The organism is Micromonospora sp. NPDC049559 (assembly GCF_040676675.1).
In the GTDB taxonomy this organism is placed as follows: Bacteria; Actinomycetota; Actinomycetes; order Mycobacteriales; family Micromonosporaceae; genus JBFAPK01.
This window is the reverse complement of record NZ_JBFAPK010000005.1, coordinates 60,780-78,853: the sequence shown is the minus strand read 5'-3', so window position 1 is coordinate 78,853 and position 18,074 is coordinate 60,780. Positions and strand designations below refer to the sequence as shown.

15 protein-coding genes, 2 tRNA genes and 1 pseudogene are annotated in these 18,074 nt (G+C 74.0%); 10 read left to right on the top strand and 8 right to left on the bottom strand.

Going from position 1 to position 18,074, the window contains the following annotated elements:
- Positions 1 to 157 precede the first annotated feature (157 nt).
- The gene (locus tag AB0J86_RS09295) at positions 158 to 916 is read left to right on the top strand and encodes a class I SAM-dependent methyltransferase (protein WP_363854962.1); all 759 of its coding nucleotides are present in this window, start codon (positions 158 to 160) and stop codon (positions 914 to 916) included.
- Positions 917 to 1,009: 93 nt separating this feature from the next.
- Here the strand turns inward: AB0J86_RS09295 and AB0J86_RS09290 are convergent, their stop codons facing one another.
- Together AB0J86_RS09290 and AB0J86_RS09285 are read right to left on the bottom strand one after the other, a co-directional pair.
- Positions 1,010 to 1,906 carry a 3-methyladenine DNA glycosylase gene (locus tag AB0J86_RS09290; protein WP_363855353.1) on the bottom strand — a complete coding sequence of 299 codons (897 nt, stop codon included), beginning with the start codon at positions 1,904 to 1,906 and terminating at the stop codon, positions 1,010 to 1,012.
- Between the two features lie 93 nt (positions 1,907 to 1,999).
- Positions 2,000 to 3,217 carry a hypothetical protein gene (locus AB0J86_RS09285; protein ID WP_363854959.1) on the bottom strand — a complete coding sequence of 406 codons (1,218 nt, stop codon included), beginning with the start codon at positions 3,215 to 3,217 and terminating at the stop codon, positions 2,000 to 2,002.
- A 302-nt stretch (positions 3,218 to 3,519) separates the two neighbouring features.
- Between AB0J86_RS09285 and AB0J86_RS09280 the strand changes: the two genes are divergently transcribed.
- The 3 genes from AB0J86_RS09280 to AB0J86_RS09270 all read left to right on the top strand — a co-directional run bounded on the left by AB0J86_RS09280 (position 3,520) and on the right by AB0J86_RS09270 (position 4,746).
- Positions 3,520 to 4,323 carry a fumarylacetoacetate hydrolase family protein gene (locus AB0J86_RS09280; protein WP_363854956.1) on the top strand — a complete coding sequence of 268 codons (804 nt, stop codon included), beginning with the start codon at positions 3,520 to 3,522 and terminating at the stop codon, positions 4,321 to 4,323.
- A gap of 117 nt (positions 4,324 to 4,440) precedes the next feature.
- Positions 4,441 to 4,512 (top strand) — tRNA-Gln (locus AB0J86_RS09275).
- 161 nt (positions 4,513 to 4,673) lie between these two features.
- Positions 4,674 to 4,746 (top strand) — tRNA-Glu (locus AB0J86_RS09270).
- 178 nt (positions 4,747 to 4,924) lie between these two features.
- On the opposite strand, the gene AB0J86_RS09265 is transcribed toward AB0J86_RS09270, so the two are convergent.
- Positions 4,925 to 5,611, bottom strand: a complete 687-nt coding sequence (locus AB0J86_RS09265; protein WP_363854954.1) for an IclR family transcriptional regulator — start codon at positions 5,609 to 5,611, stop codon at positions 4,925 to 4,927.
- A 49-nt stretch (positions 5,612 to 5,660) separates the two neighbouring features.
- Here AB0J86_RS09265 and leuC point away from each other — a divergent pair, with 49 nt between their 5' ends.
- The 3 genes from leuC (at position 5,661) to AB0J86_RS09250 (ending at position 8,440) form a co-directional block, all read left to right on the top strand.
- The gene (gene leuC, locus AB0J86_RS09260) at positions 5,661 to 7,115 is read left to right on the top strand and encodes a 3-isopropylmalate dehydratase large subunit (RefSeq protein ID WP_363854953.1); all 1,455 of its coding nucleotides are present in this window, start codon (positions 5,661 to 5,663) and stop codon (positions 7,113 to 7,115) included.
- Positions 7,116 to 7,129: 14 nt separating this feature from the next.
- Entirely contained in the window at positions 7,130 to 7,717 is a 588-nt protein-coding gene (leuD, locus tag AB0J86_RS09255; RefSeq protein ID WP_363854950.1) for a 3-isopropylmalate dehydratase small subunit, read from the top strand.
- A gap of 132 nt (positions 7,718 to 7,849) precedes the next feature.
- Positions 7,850 to 8,440, top strand: a complete 591-nt coding sequence (locus AB0J86_RS09250) for an HU family DNA-binding protein (protein ID WP_363854947.1) — start codon at positions 7,850 to 7,852, stop codon at positions 8,438 to 8,440.
- A 96-nt stretch (positions 8,441 to 8,536) separates the two neighbouring features.
- On the opposite strand, the gene AB0J86_RS09245 is transcribed toward AB0J86_RS09250, so the two are convergent.
- The 5 genes from AB0J86_RS09245 to cofC all read right to left on the bottom strand — a co-directional run bounded on the left by AB0J86_RS09245 (position 8,537) and on the right by cofC (position 14,711).
- Complete coding sequence (locus AB0J86_RS09245; protein WP_363854944.1) at positions 8,537 to 9,412, bottom strand: NUDIX domain-containing protein; 876 nt, start codon at positions 9,410 to 9,412, stop codon at positions 8,537 to 8,539.
- Positions 9,400 to 10,929 (bottom strand): CYTH and CHAD domain-containing protein, encoded by a 1,530-nt coding sequence (locus AB0J86_RS09240; protein WP_363854941.1) that lies wholly within the window; start codon positions 10,927 to 10,929, stop codon positions 9,400 to 9,402. Before AB0J86_RS09240 ends, AB0J86_RS09245 begins: the two co-directional genes overlap by 13 nt.
- Positions 10,930 to 10,974: 45 nt before the next feature.
- Positions 10,975 to 13,233, bottom strand: a complete 2,259-nt coding sequence (locus AB0J86_RS09235) for an RNA degradosome polyphosphate kinase (protein WP_363855350.1) — start codon at positions 13,231 to 13,233, stop codon at positions 10,975 to 10,977.
- 597 nt (positions 13,234 to 13,830) lie between these two features.
- Complete coding sequence (locus tag AB0J86_RS09230; RefSeq protein WP_363854939.1) at positions 13,831 to 14,028, bottom strand: cold-shock protein; 198 nt, start codon at positions 14,026 to 14,028, stop codon at positions 13,831 to 13,833.
- An 80-nt stretch (positions 14,029 to 14,108) separates the two neighbouring features.
- The gene (cofC, locus tag AB0J86_RS09225) at positions 14,109 to 14,711 is read right to left on the bottom strand and encodes a 2-phospho-L-lactate guanylyltransferase (RefSeq protein WP_363855347.1); all 603 of its coding nucleotides are present in this window, start codon (positions 14,709 to 14,711) and stop codon (positions 14,109 to 14,111) included.
- A 238-nt stretch (positions 14,712 to 14,949) separates the two neighbouring features.
- Here cofC and AB0J86_RS09220 point away from each other — a divergent pair.
- The 3 genes and pseudogenes from AB0J86_RS09220 to AB0J86_RS09210 all read left to right on the top strand — a co-directional run.
- A pseudogene (locus AB0J86_RS09220) lies at positions 14,950 to 15,633 on the top strand (lysophospholipid acyltransferase family protein); the annotation flags it as partial.
- Positions 15,634 to 15,809: 176 nt separating this feature from the next.
- Positions 15,810 to 16,808: an NAD(P)H-dependent glycerol-3-phosphate dehydrogenase gene (locus AB0J86_RS09215; RefSeq protein ID WP_363854936.1), complete on the top strand. Its 999-nt coding sequence runs from the start codon at positions 15,810 to 15,812 to the stop codon at positions 16,806 to 16,808.
- Positions 16,809 to 16,862: 54 nt separating this feature from the next.
- The gene (locus AB0J86_RS09210) at positions 16,863 to 17,990 is read left to right on the top strand and encodes a cystathionine gamma-lyase (RefSeq protein ID WP_363855344.1); all 1,128 of its coding nucleotides are present in this window, start codon (positions 16,863 to 16,865) and stop codon (positions 17,988 to 17,990) included.
- Positions 17,991 to 18,074 lie beyond the last annotated feature (84 nt).

Genomic DNA, 18,074 nt, shown 5'->3' with positions numbered 1-18,074 from the left:
CGGCCGGCCGGTGGTGCCTGCGCTGATCGCGGCCGGTGGTGCCTGCGCTGATCGCGGCCGGTGGTGCCCGCGCTGATCGCGGCCGGTGGTGCCCGCGCTGATCGCGGCCGGCGGGAAAGCGGTGGCGGGCGTACCGGGGCGGGGCGAGACTCGCGGGATGAGCCGACCCGCCACCTTCGAGGAACTGCTCGCCGAGGGAGCGTCCGTACCCGTCGAGGGGTGGGACTTCTCCTGGTTCGAGGGCCGGGCCACCGAGGAACGCCCGTCGTGGGGCTACTCGCGGCTGCTCGGCGAGCGGATGGCGGGCGCGACGGCGGCCCTGGACGTCCAGACCGGCGGCGGGGAGGTGCTCGCCGGGATCCCGCACCCACCCGCGCTGCTGGTGGCCACCGAGTCCTGGCGGCCGAACCTCGAGATCGCCCGCCGCCGGCTGCGCCCGCTGGGCGGGACGGTGGTCGAGGCGGCCGACGACGCGGCGCTGCCGTTCGCGACCGGCTCCTTCGACCTCGTCGTCAGCCGGCATCCCGTCGTCACCGTCTGGTCGGAGGTGGCCCGGGTGCTCCGCCCCGGCGGGAGGTACCTGTCCCAGCAGGTCGGACCCGGCACCGTACGGGAGCTGGCCGAGTTCGTGCTGGGCCCGCGGCCGGTCGGGCGGGTCCGCGACCCGGGCCACGCGGTCGCCGAGGCCGAGGCGGCCGGGCTGCGCGTGGTCGACCTGCGCGCCGAGTCGCTGCGGATGGAGTTCTTCGACGTCGCCGCGGTGGTGCACTTCCTGCGCAAGGTGATCTGGATCGTGCCCGGCTTCAGCGTCGAGCGGTACCGTCCCCGCCTCGCCGAGCTGCACGAGCGGATCGGCCGCGAAGGGCCGTTCGTGGCGCACGCCGAGCGCTTCCTGATCGAGGCCCGCCGGCCCTGATCGAGGCCCGCCGGCCCTGAACCCTGATCCGTGACCTCGGACGCCGTCGGCTTCGGGAGGGGCCGGACGCCGCGGGCGCCGACGCCGGAAGGGTCAGGACCCGGGCTGGGCGAGCAGCGTCTCGCAGACGGCGATCAGGCGGACGCGCAACTCGCCGGCCCGGCGGGCCAGGTCGCGCTGGCGGGCGACGTACTCGGCCTTGCCCTCGGGGGTCTCGATCGCCACGGCGGGCTGGCCGTACGACGAGAGGTCGTACGGCGAGGCCCGCATGTCCAGCAGCCGGACCTCCCCGGCGAGCTGGAAGCAGTCCAGCGCGAGTTCACCGGGGACGGCCGGGCCGAGCTTCGTCGCCCACTTGTGGCAGTCCATCGAGGCGTGCAGGCAGCCCGGCTGCTCCAGGTCGACCTGGCTGGCCCGGGTCGGCTGGAGCCGGTTGAGGCCGACCGCCTCGGGGGTGAAGAACCGGAACGCGTCGAAGTGGGTGCAGCGGATCTGGTGCGACTCCACCACCGCGTCGGTGCCCCGCTGGCCCAGCCGCAGCGGCAGCGGGTGCCGGTGCTCGCGCTGGCGGTACACCATCGCCCACTCGTGCAGGCCGAAGCAGCCGGTGAAGGCGGGTCGGGCCGCGGTGGCGGCGAGCAGCCGGTGGATGAACTCGACGGACTCGCCCCGCTCCGCCAGGAACCGGTCCCGGTCCAGGCGCACCGCGCCGTCGGGGTCGGTCGCGTACCAGCGCCAGGCCGCGTGCGGGGTCGGTGCCTCCGCCGCCGGCTCCAGGACGGTGCCGGCGCCCGGGTGCCAGCGACGCAGCACGGCCGGGCGGGTGCCGTAGTAGTCGTAGAGGAAGTCCTCGATCGCGTGGCGCTCGCGGTTGGCCCGCCGACCGCGGTGGGCGGCGGTAAGGGCGTCGGCCCGCTCGGCGTGGGCACGGGCGCGGGCCTGCCAGCTCCGGGCGGCGAGCCGGGTCACCCCGCCCGGGTACGTGAGCACGGCCTCGCCCGCCTGCCCGCCGGCCGGATGTACCTGACTCACCGCTCCAGCGTACGGGCCGCTTCCGGGGTCGCCGGTGCGGCCCGTACCCGGTCAGACGTTGACCCGTACCCCGGCCGAGAAGACCGCGCTGCGCAGTTCGATCTGGCTCGGCGGCTCCCGCCCGGGCATGGTGAAGACCAGCGGGACGAGCATCCGTTCGCCCGGCGCGACGGGCACGGTGAAGAGGTCCCGCCCGCTGTTGACCGCCCGGGTCGCCTCCTCGTCGGCCGGGACCCAGGTGCCGCCCGGCTGGTACGCCCGTTGCAACGAGCCGTACCAGGGCTGGCTCTGCTGGCTGACGTTGTGCAGCCCGACCGTCGCCTGGCACTGCTGCTTCGCGCCGGAGCCGGTCTCCGGGCAGGCCAGCCGGTAGAGGGTGAACTCGAACGCCGACTCGCGCAGCGGTACGCCCACCCCGCCGACCTGGCTGGTGCCGACCCACGCCCCGCTGGTCGGCTGCCGGTCGGCCCTGATGGCCGAGACCCGGCTGGTGGCGGTCCAGACGGCGCCGGTCACCACACCCGCGAGGATCGCCAGCGCGGCGCTCACCACCAGCCACACCGGCGGGGTGCGGCGGTGGGTGACCAGCCGGGGCGCGGACGGCCGCGGATAGAGGGTGCCGCGCGACGCCTGGGGGTCGTAGGTCGCGACCCCGGCGCGCTGCCGGCTCTCCGCCCGGCGCAGCTTGGCCCGCCGTTGCCAGACCAGGCGCGCGAGCCCGACCAGCGTGGCGAGCACCGCGAGCCCGGCGACGATCCCGCCGATGACGGCCGGCCGCTGCCACCAGGGCGGTGCGGCGTCCGCCGGACGGTTCAGGGTGGGGTCCCAGGTGGCCGAGGCACAGTCGAAGGGCATCTGCCCACCGCCGACGAAGGCGCAGGCCGGGGCCGTGAGCGTGGCGGGACCGGGTGGCGCCGCCAGCGTGGTCGTCAGCGTCTTCGTAGCGCCCGCCGGCAACCGCAGCTGCCAGATCACCTCGGTCATGCCCCGGTCGGCGCCGCCCGCCGCGGCGGTGCCGCCCGGCGCGCCACTGGCGATTCCGCGCCCGCCGGTCGGTACCGCCCGCCCGCCGTCGCTGATCTCGGTCGCCGCCGCGCCCGCCGGCAACTCCTGCCGGACCGTGGCGTCGACGGCTCCGGCGCTGCCGTTGCGGATCTGGATCCGGTACTCGGGTGTCGCGGCCGAGACCGGCGCCACCGCGACGCTGACCAGCGGGGGCGGGAGCGGGGGCGCGGCCAGGCCGAGGCTCGGTGCGGTTCCGGCTCCCACCGCGGTTCCGGCTCCCACCGCGGTTCCGGCTCCCACCGCGGTTCCGGCTCCCACCGCGGTTCCGGCTCCCAGCGTGGCTCCGGCTCCCACGGCGGCGGCGAGGAAACCCGCCGCCACCAGCGTGTGCTTCCGGGTCGATGCAACCATGAGAATCGAGACCTCCCAAGCCGCACGCTAGGAGCGGCGCGTACCCGGACGGGTCGGAAGTATCGAACTCGGCCGCCTGCGCGTACCCCTGCGGTAGGGTGCCGGCGCGCCGGCACCGGCCGTGACGGACGCGCTGGTGGGGATAGATTGGCCGGGTGCGTATCGCTCGTTTTGCTCATGCCAAGGGAATGTCGTTCGGCGTCGTCGAGGGGGAGCCGGACGCCGGCCCCGAGGGCCTCACGATCGCCGAGATCGAGGGCCACCCGTTCGGGGAGATCAAGCTCACCAACGCCCGCTGGGCGCTGGCCGACGTGCGGCTGCTCTCGCCGATCCTGCCCAGCAAGGTCGTCTGTGTGGGGCGCAACTACGCCGAGCACGCGGCGGAACTCGGCAACGAGGTTCCGGCCGAGCCCCTGCTCTTCCTCAAGCCGTCGACGTCGGTGATCGGTCCCCGGGACGCGATCCGGCTGCCCGTGCAGTCGAAGCAGGTCGAGCACGAGGCCGAACTCGCGGTGATCATCGGCCCGCCGGGCGCCCGTCGCGCCGACCGGGCCGCCGCCCAGCAGGCCGTCTTCGGGTACGCCTGCGCGAACGACGTGACCGCGCGGGACCTGCAGCGGTCGGACGGGCAGTGGACCCGGGCCAAGGGCTTCGACTCGTTCTGCCCGCTCGGCCCGTGGATCAGCACCGGCCTGGACGTCAGCGACCTGGAGATCCGGTGCGAGGTGGGCCGGAACCCGGACGAGATGGAGGTTCGCCAGCTCGGGCGGACGAAAGACCTCATCTTCGACATCCCGACCCTGGTGTCCTACATCTCACACGTGATGACCCTGTTGCCCGGAGATGTGATCCTGACCGGGACCCCGGCGGGGGTTAGCCCGCTGACCGACGGGGATACCGTGACGGTGCGTATCGACGGCATCGGGGAACTGTCGAACCCGGTGGTGACGCTGGCCTGACCGTGACGGTGACCTCACCGTCCGGCGTCTGGCGCAGCTACGGCGCCTGCCGCCGACCCGATTTGGTCGGCGGCAGCGGGTCCGGTAAAGTTCTTTCTCGGCGCCGAAAGGCACCAATGGGGTATGGGGTAATTGGCAGCCCAACTGATTCTGGTTCAGTTAGTCTAGGTTCGAGTCCTGGTACCCCAGCTGCCGATGTCCACAAAGACATCGGAAGTTGGTCTCTGGTAGAGTCCAGCGGCGCCGCCCGAGAGGGTGGAGCTGGTAGGCAAGACCCGCAAGAGGGCACCACGGCAAGATCTAGTAAGCTGGCAAGGCAAGCAAGACCGAGCACCACCAAGGAAAGTCCTGGCCCCGTCGTCTAGCGGCCTAGGACGCCGCCCTCTCAAGGCGGTAGCGCCGGTTCGAATCCGGTCGGGGCTACAGCACGACGACCCGCGTCACTCCGGTGACGCGGGTCGCTCTCGTTTCTGCCTTTACCCGCCGTACGCCGTCCCATGCGCGCCGATTCGCGGCGAAGCACGCGTCGATCTAGGGCAAATCTGAGTGATTGGAGATCAACTCACCCGGATTTGCCCTAGATCGGCGAGGCTGGGGGGTTTTACAGGCCGCTCAGGCGCTGGCCGGCTCGGACGACCGCCATGGCGTGCCGCTCGCCGGGTCGGCGACCGAGCCGTTCGATCGGGCCGGAGACGCTGATCGAGGCGATCACCCGGCCGGTGCGGTCCCGGATCGGCGCCGAGACGCTCGCCACCCCCGGCTCGCGTTCGGCGACGCTCTGCGACCAGCCCCGGCGCCGCACCTCGGCGAGGGTACGACCGGTGAACTTGCAGCGGGGCAGCAGCGGCATGACCGCCTCCGGCGGCTCCCAGGCGAGCAGCACCTGTGCCGCGGAACCGGCGGTCATCGGCAGCACCGAGCCGACCGGCACGGTGTCGCGCAGCCCGCTGGCCCGTTCGGCGGCGGCGACGCAGATGCGCTCGTCGGCGCGGCGCAGGTAGAGCTGGGCGCTCTCGCCGGTGGCGTCCCGCAGCGCGGCGAGCAGCGGTTCGGCGGCGGTCAGCAGCACGTCGGGGGCGGCGTTGGCCAGCTCGCCCAGGCGGGGCCCCGGCCGCCAGCGGCCCTGGGTGTCCCGTACCAGCATCCGGTGGATCTCCAGGGCCTGCGCGAGCCGGTGCGCGGTGGCCCGCGGCAGCTTCGTGCGCTCGACGAGTTCGGCGAGGCTGGCGCCGTCGACGCAGGCGGCCAGGATGACCACCGCCTTGTCGAGAACGCCGACACCACTCATACTGTGTCCCACAAGCCGAAACATACCTCCCAGAATTTAGGATGTCCAGATGGTGGGAGTCACTTCCAAACCAACATCGCCCAGGACCCTGGCCGAGAAGGTCTGGGACGCTCACGTGGTGCGATCCGCCGATGGTGAGCCGGATCTGCTCTTCATCGACCTGCACCTGCTGCACGAGGTCACCAGCCCGCAGGCCTTCGACGGGCTGCGACTGGCCGGCCGCCGGGTGCGGCGTACCGACCTCACCCTCGCGACCGAGGACCACAACACGCCCACCGGCTACGCCGACCCGGCGTACCGCGAGCGCCGCGGCGACCTGCTGACCATCGCCGACCCGACCTCGCGTACGCAGATCGAGACACTGCGCCGCAACTGCGCGGAGTTCGGCGTCAAGCTGCACCCGCTCGGCGACGACAACCAGGGGATCGTGCACGTGATCGGCCCGCAGCTGGGGCTCACCCAGCCCGGCCTGACGATCGTCTGCGGCGACTCGCACACCGCCACGCACGGCGCGTTCGGCGCGCTGGCCTTCGGCATCGGCACCAGCGAGGTCGAGCACGTGCTCGCCACCCAGACGCTGCCGCAGGCCCGTCCCAAGACCATGGCGGTCAACGTGACCGGCGAGCTGCGCCCCGGCGTCACCGCGAAGGACCTGGTGCTGGCGCTCATCGCCCAGGTCGGTACCGGCGGCGGCCGCGGCCACATCGTGGAATACCGGGGCGAGGCGATCCGCAGGCTCTCCATGGAGGGGCGGATGACCATCGCCAACATGTCCATCGAGTGGGGCGCCAAGGCGGGCATGATCGCGCCCGACGAGACCACCTTCGCGTACCTCAAGGGCCGCCCCAACGCCCCGCGGGGCGCGGACTGGGACGCCGCGCTGGCGTACTGGCGCACGCTCCCCACGGACGAGGGTGCGGTCTTCGACACCGAGGTGACCCTCGACGCCAGCCGGATCAGCCCGTTCGTCACCTGGGGCACCAACCCGGGCCAGGGCACGGCGCTCGACGCCGCCGTGCCGGACCCGGAGGAGTTCGGCACCGACGCGGAGCGCACCGCCGCCCGCCGCGCCCTGGAGTACATGGACCTGCGGCCCGGCACCCGGCTGCGGGACGTGCCGATCGACGTGGTCTTCGTCGGTTCGTGCACCAACGGCCGGCTGGAGGACCTGCGGGCCGCCGCCGACGTGCTGCGCGGCCACAAGGTCGCCGACGGGGTACGGATGCTCGTCGTACCCGGCTCCGCCGCGGTACGCGAGGCGGCCGAGCAGGAGGGGCTGGACAAGGTCTTCGTCGACGCCGGCGCCGAGTGGCGCTTCGCCGGCTGCTCCATGTGCCTGGGCATGAACCCGGACACGCTCACCCCGGGGCAGCGCTCCGCCTCGACCTCCAACCGCAACTTCGAGGGCCGGCAGGGCCGGGGCGGGCGTACCCACCTGGTCTCGCCACCGGTCGCCGCCGCCACCGCCGTGGTGGGCCGGCTGGCCGCGCCGGCCGACCTGTGAGGGGCTGACACCTGATGGACAAGTTCACCGTGCACACCGGCACCGCCGTACCGCTGCGCCGTTCCAATGTGGATACGGATCAGATCATTCCCGCCGTGTACCTCAAGCGGGTGACCCGTACCGGATTCGCCGACGGTCTGTTCAGCGCCTGGCGCGAGGACCCCGAATTCGTGCTCAACGATTCTTCTTATTCTGGGTCGTCGATTTTGGTGGCCGGCCCGGAGTTCGGCACCGGGTCGTCGCGCGAGCACGCCGTGTGGGCGTTGCGCGACTGGGGCTTCCGGGTCGTGATTGCCCCTCGCTTCGGGGACATCTTCCGTGGGAACGCGCTCAAGGAGGGCCTCCTGCCGGTCGAGCTTGAATTGAAGGCCGTCGAAGAAATCTGGGATCTGGTCGAGGCGGACCCGGCGGCGCCCGTCACCGTCGATCTGACCGCCCGCCAGGTCCGGGTCGGGGACTCCACCTGGAGCTTCCCGCTCGACGACTTCAGCCGTTGGCGCCTCATGGAGGGCTTGGACGACATTGGACTGACCCTCCGGCATGAGGCGGACATCACGGCCTTCGAGCGCCAGCGGGCCCCCTTCCTGCCCCTCGTGGGATAGCCCGTACGCCAGCACCGGAGCGCTTTTCGCCCCCATCGGCCCCGCCGGTGGGGGCGAATCCGTTACGACACAACGGCTTTTTTCGAGCAGATGTTTGTGTCCCGGTGGCACAGGGCATACCGTGCGCGCAGAATGGCTCGCGTTGAGTCCAGTTGCACATACGGGAGGGAAGTCGTGAACAAGGCCGAGCTCATCGAGGCTCTCGCCGCGCGTCTGGGGGATCGGAAGACGGCGACGACGGCGCTCGACGCGGTCCTCACCGAGGTTCAGGCCGCGGTCGCCAAGGGGGACCGCGTGGCGATCACCGGTTTCGGAGTGTTCGAAAAGCGTGTCCGGGGAGCGCGAACAGCGCGCAACCCCCGTACGGGCGAGGCGGTGAAGGTCAAGAAGACGTCGGTGCCGGCGTTCCGGCCGGGCGCCGGCTTCAAGGACATGGTCGCCAGCGGCCGGGCGCCGAAGAGCACCACCGCCGCGAAGAAGACGGCGGCCGCCACCGCGACCGCCACCAAGAAGGCGGCCCCCAGCAAGAAGGCCGCTCCGGCCAAGACGACCGCCACCAAGGCCGCCGCGGGCAAGAAGACCGCCCCGGCGAAGAAGACCGCCACGGCCAAGAAGACCACGGCCGCCAAGACCACGGCCGCCAAGACGACGGCGCGGGCCAGCGCCGCGAAGAAGGCTCCGGCGAAGAAGGCGCCGGCCAAGAAGGCGACCACGCGGCGCTGACGCCGCCGCCGTACACCGCACGACGGGCGCTCTCCGGTACCGCCGGGGGCGCCCGTCAGCGCTGTCCGGGGCCCACCGCACGCGCCGGCCCGAGCGTCAGAGCGGGTCGGCGCCGACCAGCCGGTCCCCGGCGAACGCCAGCAGCCAGGCCCCGCCCTTCGGGGTCGGGTAGTCCTCCGGCGTACCGCCGAACCGGGCCAGCGCCACCGGGATCACCTTGCCCTGGCTGCAGACCGCCGCCGGGGCGCCGGTCAGGGCCAGCTCGGCCAGGCGCCCCGCGGCGGCCAGGGCGTTCTCCTCCAACTCCTGCCCCGGCTTCGGCTCGTCGAAGGCGGAGTCGACCTCGATCGGCAGGTCCAGCAGGCCGGCGAGCGGGTCGAGGGTCTGTACGCAGCGCCGGGGCGAGGCGGAGAGCAGCCGTCCGGGCCGGGTCAGCGCCAGCAGCGGGGCCAGCGCCCGGGCCTGGTCGAGCCCGGTCGGATCGAGCGGGCGGGCCGAGTCCGGCCCGGACCAGGTGGCCCGCTTGCCGGCCTGGGCGTGCCGTACCAGGGTCAGCACGGCCGTGACCGGTGGCAGCTCGGCGAACTGGCGCAGCACCCCGGCGTCGTGCGGGTAGCTCACCAGCTCGGCCGCCTCGGTGGCGGGCAGCCAGCGCATCCCGTCGACCTCGGTGTCCGGCTGGAAGCCGCCCGTGCCGACCGCCACCATCGACCAGAAGTCCACCACCTTGGGCCGGCCGTCGCTGCGGTAGCCGATCGAGCGCAGGCGCACCTGCGGCACGGCCCGTACGCCGGTCTCCTCCGCCACCTCGCGTACCGCCGCGGCGAGCGGGCGCTCGCCCGGGTCCAGCTTGCCCTTCGGCAGCGACCAGTCGTCGTAGCGCGGCCGGTGCACCACGCAGACCTCGACGCCGACCGCCGCCGGTCGCCACACCACCCCACCCGCGGCCCGGATGGGTGTCACGGTAGCCACTTCGTCCGGCTTCCCTTCGTCGCCCGCCGCCAGGCCGCCGGAAACTCGGCCCGGGCCGCGGAGATGGCCGCCCGCTCCCGCTCCATCAGCCGCCCCGCGGTGACCGCGAGGGTGTGGTCGGACGGTTCGGCCCGGGCGATGTCGAGCCAGGTCTGCGCGGCCACGGCCGCGTCCTGATGCTCGCCGAGCAGATTCTGCACCCGGGCCAGCGCCCGGGCGAGCTTCGGCGCGCCGCCGCCCAGCACCGGGGCGACCGCGTCGACGGCGTACCGGGCCCGCTTGCCGGCGATCCGCACCGCGTGCCACCGCTCGTCGGGGCCGAGCGGGTCGAGGTCCGCCGCGCCGCCGTGGCTCCGGTCGCCCAGCACCAGTTTCCGCCACGGCCGGGCCACCAGCCGGGGCAGCACCTCCGTGGCCGGCCCGCCGGTCGCGGCGGTCAGCCGGGGCGCCCGGGCCGCCGTCAGCAGGATCTCCACGAGCGCCAGGTAGCGCGGGGAGCGCAGCGCCTCGGCCACGGCGGCCAGGGCCGCGGACTCGCGCGTGGCCAGCGCCGCGTCGAGGCGCTCCACCGCCGCGGGGTCGAGCGGGCAGACCGGGTCGGCGGCGGCCGTGCGGCGTAGCCGGGCCCGCAGCACCTCCGCGTCGCGGGCCGCGCCCAGCACGCCCGCCAGCCACCTCAGCTCGTCGCGCAGCGGCCGGGCCCACTCCGGCTCGACCAGCGCCGCGAACGTGCGCAGGTCGCTGCGGAGCCGCCGGCACCCGACCCGCATCTGGTGCACGGCGGTGTCGCCGTCGGGCAGCGGCTCGCCGAGCCGTACCAGCGGGTCGTGGGTGAGGATCCGCCACACGCCGTGCCGGATCGCGGCGGCGACCACGTCGGCGGCGGTCGGCCCGGCCGGGAGTTCGCCGGGCTCGACCAGGTCCGCCGGGCCGGCGGCCGCCTCGCCGAGGGCACGGACGTGCTTGGGTACGAAGCCGCCGCCGGTCGCGCCGGCGTCGCGCAGCACCGCCTCGACCCGGTCGAGCAGGTCCCGCCCGCCCTCCTTGCGCTCCACCTCGATCTCGCGGAACTCCGCGGTGACCCGCTTGCCGTCGAGCACCGCGACGGCGTCGTCGGCCAGTTCGGCGAGGAGCCGACCGCCGCCGTCGCGCAGCTCGTACGCGTGCCGCACGGTGCGCACGACGGCGGCCGGGGCCAGGTCGGCGTCCCGGCGGTAGACGGTGACCAGGCCGGCCAGCTCGGCGGGGATCCGGCGGGCCTTGCCGGCGCGAGAGATCTCGTGCCGCACCCCGGGGACGTCGCCGGGCAGCTTCGCCGTCCACGGCAGCTCGTCACCCTTGCGGTGGCGCAGCGAGACGCCCGCCCGGGCCAGGCGCAGGTCGGCGGTGTCGAAGTAGGTCGCGGTGAGGGTGACGGGCGGCAGGGCCACCACCCGCCCGCCGTCGGGTACGGCGCCGGCGAGTTCCGGCAGGACGAATCCGGTGGGGACGTCGTATTTGCGCTCCTCCTCCATCATCCGACCCAGGTTATCCCGGCCGGCTGAGCCCGGTCGTGGGCCGGCTCAGCCGGCGGAACCGCCGACCCGGCGCAACAGCGCCTCCTGCAGGTGCACCAGCGGCTGCTCGGAGGTACCGACCCGGCGGGTCCAGGTACCGTCGCCGTGCAGCTCGAACGCCTCGATCTCCGGGCTCATCGCAATGGTCATCACGTAGTCCAGCTCGGCGCGGGCGACCGGGTCGGTGACCTGCACCAGCGCCTCGACCCGGCGGTCGAGGTTGCGGTGCATCAGATCCGCCGAGCCGATCCAGAACTCGGCCGGACCGCCGCCCGGTGCGCCGTCGCGGGCGGGCGTACCGTTCGCCGGCAGGCTGCCGTTGCCGAAGCGGAAGACCCGCGAGTGCTCCAGGAACCGGCCGAGCACCGAGCGGACCCGGATGTTCTCCGACAGCCCCGGTACGCCCGGCCGCAGCGTGCACATGCCCCGGATGAGCAGGTCCACGTGCACGCCGGCCCGGGAGGCCCGGTAGAGGGCGTCCACGATCTCCTCGTCCACCAGCGAGTTGACCTTGATCTGGACCAGCCCCGGCACGCCGAGCCGGGTGTTGGCGATCTCCCGCTCGATCCGCTCGACGATCCCGCTGCGGATGCCCTGCGGCGCGACCAGCAGCCGCCGGTACGCGGTCTGCCGGCTGTAGCCGGTCAGCACGTTGAACAGGTCGGTCAGGTCCGCGCCGATCTCCGGGTCGGCGGTGAGCATGCCGAAGTCCTCGTAGAGCCGGGCCGTCTTCGGGTGGTAGTTGCCGGTGCCGATGTGGCAGTAGCGGCGGATGGTGTTCCCCTCCTGGCGTACGACCAGGGCGGTCTTGCAGTGCGTCTTCAGACCGACCAGGCCGTAGACCACGTGGCAGCCGGCCCGCTCCAGCGTCCGGGCCCAGCCGATGTTCGCCACCTCGTCGAAGCGGGCCTTCACCTCGACCAGCACCACCACCTGCTTGCCGGCGGCGGCCGCGTCGACCAGCGCGTCGACGATGGGAGAGTCGCCGCTGGTCCGGTACAGGGTCTGCTTGATGGCCAGCACGTTCGGGTCGGCGGCGGCCTGCTCGATGAAGCGCTGCACGCTGGTGGCGAACGAGTGGTACGGGTGGTGCACCAGGATGTCGCCGTCGCGCAGGGTGGCGAAGACGCTGCGCGGTACCTCGCCCTCGATCAGGCGCGGGTGGGTGGCCGGCACGAACGGCAGGTCCTTCAGGTCGGGCCGGTCCGACTCCTCGTAGACCTGCCAGAGCGAGGAGAGGTCGAGCAGCCCGGGGACCCGCAGCACGTCGTGGCTGTCCATGTCCAGCTCGCGGGTGAGCAGTTCGAGCACGTGGTCGGAGATCGAGGCGGCCACCTCGAGGCGTACCGGCGGGCCGAAGCGGCGGCGGGCCAGCTCGCGCTCCAGCGCCTGGAGCAGGTCCTCGTCGCGGTCCTCGTCGACCTCGACCTCGGCGTTGCGGGTGACCCGGAACAGGTGGCACTCGACCACCTCCATCCGGAAGAAGAGCTGGTCGAGGTGGGCCGCGATCAGGTCCTCCACCGGCAGGAACCGGGCGCCGGGGCGGTCCTGCTCGACGCGGACGAAGCGAGGCACGTTGTTCGGCACCTTGACCCGTGCGAACAGCTCCGGGCCGCCCTCGCGGTCCCGTACCGCCACCGCCAGGTTCAGCGACCGGCTGGAGATGTACGGGAACGGGTGGGCCGGGTCCACGGCGAGCGGGGTGAGCACCGGGAAGATCTTGTCCCGGAAGTAGCCGCGCAGCCGCTTGCGCTCGGCGTCGTCCAACTGGCTCCAGCGCAGGATGTGGATCTCCTCGGCGGCCAGCCGCGGCTGCACGTCCTCGACGAAGCAGCGGGCGTGCCGGGCGACCAGGTCGGCGGTCCTCTCCGCGATCAGCTCCAGCTGGGTACGCAGCGGCAGGCGGTCGCCGCCGCGTACCGGCAGCCCCGCCTGGAGCCGGCGCTTCAGCCCGGCGATGCGGACCATGTAGAACTCGTCCAGGTTGCTGGCGAAGATGGCGAGGAACTTGGCCCGTTCCAGCAGCGGCGTCGCCGGGTCCTCGGCCAGGGCCAGCACCCGCGCGTTGAAGTCGAGCCAGGAGAGTTCCCGGTTGAAGAAGCGGTCCTCCGGCAACGGCTGCGCCGCCCCGGGCTCCTCGTCCCGGGGCGGAAGGGTCGACCGCGCCCCCGTCGCACGCTCGGGCGTCGCCGGGTCGAGCGCCGACCGGTCGAGCGTCGCCGGATTGAGCGTCTCGACCGGGTCCTGGTCCTCCGTGGTGTCCAGCGGCTCGACGAAGTGCTCCGCCCGTACGGCATCCCGGGTCTGCTCCGGCTGCTCCGCCCGTTCCGCCCGGGCGGCCCGCTGCGCCGCCGCCACCTGCCCGACCGCGGTGTCCCGCTCGGGGGTGGCGCGGGCCGCGCCGGAGCCCGCCGCCGCCTCCTCGGCGGCGAGCGCCCGCTCGGTGGGCGGTTCCGCCGGGTTCGGCTGCTCGCCGGAGCGCGGTCGGTCGCGGTCGGCGCGGACGAACCGGCCGTCGGTGCCGCGCGGCCGTCCGTCACCGTTCACGCCGGTACCGCCGTTCGCGCGCGGGCCGTCGTCCGGCTGCCGGTCGCGGTGGGCGTCGGGCTCGCCGGTACCGCCGTTCGCGTCCCGGCCGGTACCGGGCCGGTCCGACCCGGATCGCCGCTCGGCCTCCGCTCTCTCCCGGGCCGTGGCGTCCCGCTCCGGAGCCGTGGTGTCTCGCTCCGGAGCCGTGGCGTCGGAGCCGAGCGGGTCGCCCGGGGCGTGGTGTTGGCGGACGGGGCGGCGGCCGGGAGGGGTAGTCACCCGCCAATAATCACCCGAGTCGGGTGAACGTAAAATGAACTTCGCAGTGGTGGGTCAGTGGAAGGTGGGCAACGTCAGCCGGACGACCTCGCCCGAGGGTGCCCGGTCGAGGCGTACCCGCTGACCGAGCCGGAGCAACCGCAGCCCGGAGGCGTCGAACGCGGCCGCCGGGAAGGCGACCTCGGTACCGTCGTCGAGCAGTACCGTGCCGGCCCGGCTGTTCGGGTCGAACGTCGCCACGGTCCCCTGCATGCCCAGCACGGTACACCGGCGGTCGGGCGGCGGGCGGCACGCCGGTGGGCGCCGCACGCGTGGGCGGTGGCGCGGGCGGGTCAGTGTTCGGCGGCGCCCGCCGGGCAGAGCGCGCCGACCAGCGCGGCGGTGTGCCGACCGAGCCCGAGGGCGCCCGCCGCCGCCAGATCCGCGGCGGTGTCGACATCGCGGCGCAGCGTCGGCCAGGCGCCGGTGAGCGCGAACGCGCCGCTGGCCTCGTGCGCCGCGGCGGACGCCGGACCGAAGCGGGGCTCCAGCGCCAGCCCGGGCGGGGCCGTGAGCAGGGCGGTACCGGTACCCGGAGCGTCGGCGACGAAGCACCGCGCCGGCGTCGGGCGCCCGGCCGCCGCGACCAGCGCCTCGGCCAGTTCGGCCGGCCGCAGCGCGGGCAGGTCCGCGGTGAGCGCCGCCACCCAACCGTCCCCGGCGTGCCGGGCGCCGAGCCGGAAGGCCGGATTCAGCCCGCCGCCGGACGGCTCGGCGACCACCCGCGCGCCGAGCGGGCGGAGCGCCTCCCCGGCCTCCCGGTCGTCGGTCACCACCAGCACCTCGCCGACCGGCTCGCTGGCGAGCACCGCGGCGACGGTGTCCTGCGCCAGCGCGAGCGCCAGCGTCTCGTGCCGTACCCCGCCGAGCGCACCGCGTAGCCGGCTCTTGGCCATGGCGAGCCGCTTGACCGGCACCACCACCGTCCAGACCGCTTCCCCCACGCCGCAATCCTGCCAGGCCCGTACCGGCTCGGCCGTAGACCGTCCGCGCTCCGACGGCGGCCCGCGTACCGCGCTGTGGCCGGCGGACACCCTGCCTGGCCGCCCCGGGGGCGAGCAGGCATGATTTCGCTGCGGGCGTCGGATGGCGCGGTGGCGCCGGGTGACGGCGCGGTAGCGACGAGGAGGAGCCGTGACACGGCGCAGGCTGGGATTCACGCGACGGTTCGCGGTGTCGGTGGTGAAACCGATACTCACCGTCTGGACCCGGCGTACCTGGCGTGGCATGGAGCACCTGCCCCGCACGGGCGGCGTCATCCTCGTACCGAACCACATCTCGCACGCCGACCCGCTCGTCTCGGCCCACTTCATCTACGACGCCGGCCGCTGGCCGCAGTACCTCGCGAAGGCCAGCGTCTTCCGGGTGCCGGTGGTCGGCGCGATCCTGCGCCGGGCCGGACAGGTACCGGTGGAGCGCGGCTCGGTCGACGCGGCCCGTTCGCTGGAGACCCTGGTCACCGCCGTCAAGGACGGTGGCGCCGTGGTGATCTACCCGGAGGGCACCACCTCGCGGGAGCCCGACCTGTGGCCCATGCGCGGCAAGACCGGGGCGGCCCGGGTGGCGCTGGCCACGGGCGCGCCGGTGATCCCGATCGGGCTCTGGGGAGCGCAGGAGATGTTCGACGCCCGGACCAAGCGCTTCAGCCTCCGCCCGCGAATCCCGGTGACCGTCGTCGCCGGACCGCCGGTGGACCTGCGTCGCTGGGCCGGGGCGCCGAACACGCGGCAGGTGCTCGAGGAGATGACCGAGGAGATCATGCTGCACGTGCGCGACCTGGTGGCCGAGATCCGTGGCGGCACCCCGCCACCGCTCTGGTCTCCCGCCCGCCAGAACGGCGAGGCCCGCCAGAACGGCGCGGCGCCCGCTGGTCAGGACGGCGCGGCGCCCGCTGGTCAGGACGGCGCGGCGCCCGCTGGTCAGGACGGCGCGGCGCCCGCTGGTCAGGACGGCGACCGGGGGACGAACGGTGAGCTGCGGTCGGGCGGTGAGCGGTGAACGGGCACGTAGCGGTGCTCGGCGCCGGCTCCTGGGGCACCGTCTTCGCCAAGATTCTCGCGGACGCGGGCCGGGACGTACGGATCTGGGCCCGCCGGGAGCGGGTCGCGGCACAGATCCGGGACACCGGTACGAACCCCGACTACCTGCCCGGGCTCCGGTTGCCCGAGCGGGTCACCGCCACCAGCGAGGCGGCCAAGGCGATCAGCGGGGCCGAACTCGTCGTGCTGGCCGTACCGTCGCAGACGCTGCGCGGCAACCTCGCCGAGTGGACCGGTTACCTGGAGCCGGACGTCACGCTCGTCTCGCTGATGAAGGGGATCGAGCTGGGCACCACCAAGCGGATGAGCGAGGTGATCATGGAGACCACCCGGTTCGCGCCCGAGCGGGTGGTGGTGATCTCCGGCCCCAACCTGGCCCCGGAGATCGCCCGTGAGCAGCCGACGGCCACCGTGGTCGCCTGCACCGACGACGCGCGCGCGATCCAGGTGCAGCGGGCGATCACCACGCCGTACCTGCGGCCGTACACCAACGACGACGTGATCGGCTGCGAGCTGGGCGGGGCGGTCAAGAACGTCATCGCGCTCGCGTACGGGATGGCGACCGCGATGGGGCTGGGCGACAACACCAAGGCCACGCTGATCACGCGCGGGCTGGCGGAGACCGCCCGGCTCGGCGTGGCGCTCGGCGCCGACCCGCTCACCTTCGCCGGCCTCGCCGGCATGGGCGACCTGGTCGCCAGCTGCTCCTCGCCGCTGTCGCGCAACCGCACCTTCGGCGAGCACCTGGGCCGGGGCGAGACGCTGGAGCAGGCGCAGGTCGCCACCCGGCAGACCGCCGAGGGCGTGAAGAGCTGCCTGTCGATCCGGGACCTGGCCCGCCGGCACGGGGTCGAGATGCCGATCACCGAGCAGGTCGAGCTGGTCTGCCACGAGGGCGTCAAGCCGGAGGTGGCGATGGCGGCGCTGCTGGCGCGCTCGCCGAAGCCGGAGTGACGCCGTGACCGAGGAGGTGCCGTGACCGAGGAGGCCGTGACCGAGGAGGTACGGATGTCCGACGAGCCGAGCTACGGCGACGGTACGCGTTGCGTGCACGCCGGGCTGCCGGAGCCGCGTACCGGGGAGCCGTTCCTGCCCGGGCCGGTCTTCGCGGCCCCGTACCACCTGGATCCGGAGCGCGGGCCGGAGGCGAGCCCCAACGGGTACGGCCGGCCGGACAACCCGACCCGGCGGCTGCTGGAGGCGGCGATCGGCGAGTTGGAGGGCGGGGAGACCCTCGTCTTCGCCTCCGGGCAGGCGGCGATCACGGGACTGCTCCTCGCCGTGCTCCGGCCGGGCGACACGGTGCTGCTTCCCGCCGACGGTTACTTTCCCGTCCGGGCGTTCGCCACGTCCACGCTCGCCTCGATCGGGGTGACCGCGCGGTTCGTACCGACGGCCGGGCCGTACCCGTCGCTCGACGGCGTGCGCCTGGTGCTGGTGGAGACGCCGGCGAACCCGGGACTGGACGTCTGCGACGTCGCCGGGCTGGCCGCCGCCGCGCACGCCGCCGGCGCGCTGCTCGCCGTGGACAACACGGCCGCCACGCCGCTGGGCCAGCGCCCGCTCGATTTCGGCGCCGACCTGGTGGTCGCGTCCGGTACCAAGGCGCTGACCGGCCACTCGGACCTGCTGCTCGGCTACCTGGCCACCCGCTCGGCGGAGCTGCTCCAGGCGGCCCGGGACTGGCGGACCACCACCGGGTCGGTACCGGGCGCCTTCGACGCCTGGCTCGCGCACCGGTCGCTGGCCACACTGGACCTGCGGCTGGCCCGCCAGTCGGCCAACGCCGAGGCCGTGGCCCGGGCGCTGCGCGACCGTACCGACGTCGCGGCCGTACGCTGGCCCGGCCTGGCCGACGACCCGGCGTACCCGGTCGCGAGCGGTCAGATGCGTCGCATTCCCGGGATCGTCTCGTTCGACCTGGGCAGCGCCGGGCGGGTGACCCGGTTCCTGCGCGCCTCGCGGCTGATCTTCGCGGCCACCTCCTTCGGCGGGCTGCACACCAGCGCGGACCGGCGGGCCCAGTGGGGCGACGACACGGCGCCCGGCTTCGTCCGGCTCTCCTGCGGCATCGAGGACCCGGCCGACCTGGTCGCCGACCTGACCGCGGCCCTGGACGACGCCGCGGCCGCCTGACCGAGACCGCGGCGACCGCCCGGCGGCGTGGTCGGTTGGCGGCGGACACCCGGGGGAGCCGACGGGGCGGGCCGTGACTCGGGT

Coding starts and splice junctions, on each gene's coding strand:
- AB0J86_RS09295 (WP_363854962.1), top strand. CDS start 158: ATGAGCCGACCCGCCACCTTCGAGGAACTGCTCGCCGAGGGAGCGTCC.
- AB0J86_RS09265 (WP_363854954.1), bottom strand. CDS start 5,611: ATGAGTGGTGTCGGCGTTCTCGACAAGGCGGTGGTCATCCTGGCCGCC.
- leuC (WP_363854953.1), top strand. CDS start 5,661: ATGGTGGGAGTCACTTCCAAACCAACATCGCCCAGGACCCTGGCCGAG.
- leuD (WP_363854950.1), top strand. CDS start 7,130: ATGGACAAGTTCACCGTGCACACCGGCACCGCCGTACCGCTGCGCCGT.
- AB0J86_RS09250 (WP_363854947.1), top strand. CDS start 7,850: ATGGCTCGCGTTGAGTCCAGTTGCACATACGGGAGGGAAGTCGTGAAC.
- AB0J86_RS09240 (WP_363854941.1), bottom strand. CDS start 10,929: ATGATGGAGGAGGAGCGCAAATACGACGTCCCCACCGGATTCGTCCTG.
- AB0J86_RS09230 (WP_363854939.1), bottom strand. CDS start 14,028: ATGCAGGGGACCGTGGCGACGTTCGACCCGAACAGCCGGGCCGGCACG.
- cofC (WP_363855347.1), bottom strand. CDS start 14,711: ATGGCCAAGAGCCGGCTACGCGGTGCGCTCGGCGGGGTACGGCACGAG.
- AB0J86_RS09210 (WP_363855344.1), top strand. CDS start 16,863: ATGTCCGACGAGCCGAGCTACGGCGACGGTACGCGTTGCGTGCACGCC.